1 protein-coding gene is annotated in these 854 nt (G+C 80.2%); it reads right to left on the reverse strand.

Annotated elements, in window-relative coordinates; genetic code table 11:
• The coding region (locus N866_RS21190) for an amidohydrolase family protein (RefSeq protein ID WP_155855522.1) at positions 1-854 on the reverse strand (854 nt) is incomplete at both ends.

Here is an 854-nt window from a genome sequence, read left to right on the forward strand (position 1 = left end):
CGAGCCGGTCCGCCACGTCCTCCGGCAGACCCAGCGCCGCCTCGGTGACGAGCTCGAGCCGGACCTCGCCGGCGGCGGGGGTCGCTCCCTCAGGCGTCGAGGTCCCGGCGTGGACCTCGACCGTCGTCCCGGCGCCGAGCGCGCGGGCGAGGCGCGCGGGCGCGGCACCGAGGTCGACGCCGGCGGGGACGGTGAGCCGCACGGTCGCGGGGGGCACCCACGGATCACCCTCGCCCGGCGTGACCGTGAGGGGCAGCGGGACGAGGGCGGACGCCGCCGGGCTCCACCACCGCCCGGCACGCAGGACGGCGCGCGGCCGCAGGCCTGCGTCCACGACGACGACGTCCGCGCGGCGGCCGGCCTCCAGCGCCCCGACGTCGTCGCGACCCAGGACCTCCGCGGGCGTGAGCGAGGCGGCCCGGACGGCGTCCACGAGGGGCACGCCCGAGGCGACCGTCGTCCGGACCACGTCGAGCAGGTGCGCCGTGCCCCCGGCGAGGGCGCCGCCGCCGGCGAGCCGTGCGACGCCGTCGACGACCTCGACCGCCCGGCCGCCCAGCACGAAGGCGCCGTCCGGCATCCCCGCCGCGGCCATCGCGTCGGTGACCAGTGCCACGTTGGACGCGCCGACCGTCTCCAGGACGGACCGTGCGGTCTCCGGGTCGAGGTGGACGCCGTCGGCGACGAGCTCGACGACGGCCTCGCCGCGCGCGGCGGCCGCGAGGCAGGCCGCGACCGGCCCGGGGTCGCGGTGGTGCAGCGGCCGCATGCCGTTGAACAGGTGGGTGACGGTCGGCACGGCGCGGGACGACGGCGGCACCGCGCCCTCCGCGCGCGCCCGTCCGAGCGCCGAG

Origin of the sequence: Actinotalea ferrariae CF5-4 (assembly GCF_000603945.1) — a bacterium.
In the GTDB taxonomy this organism is placed as follows: Bacteria; Actinomycetota; Actinomycetes; order Actinomycetales; family Cellulomonadaceae; genus Actinotalea; species Actinotalea ferrariae.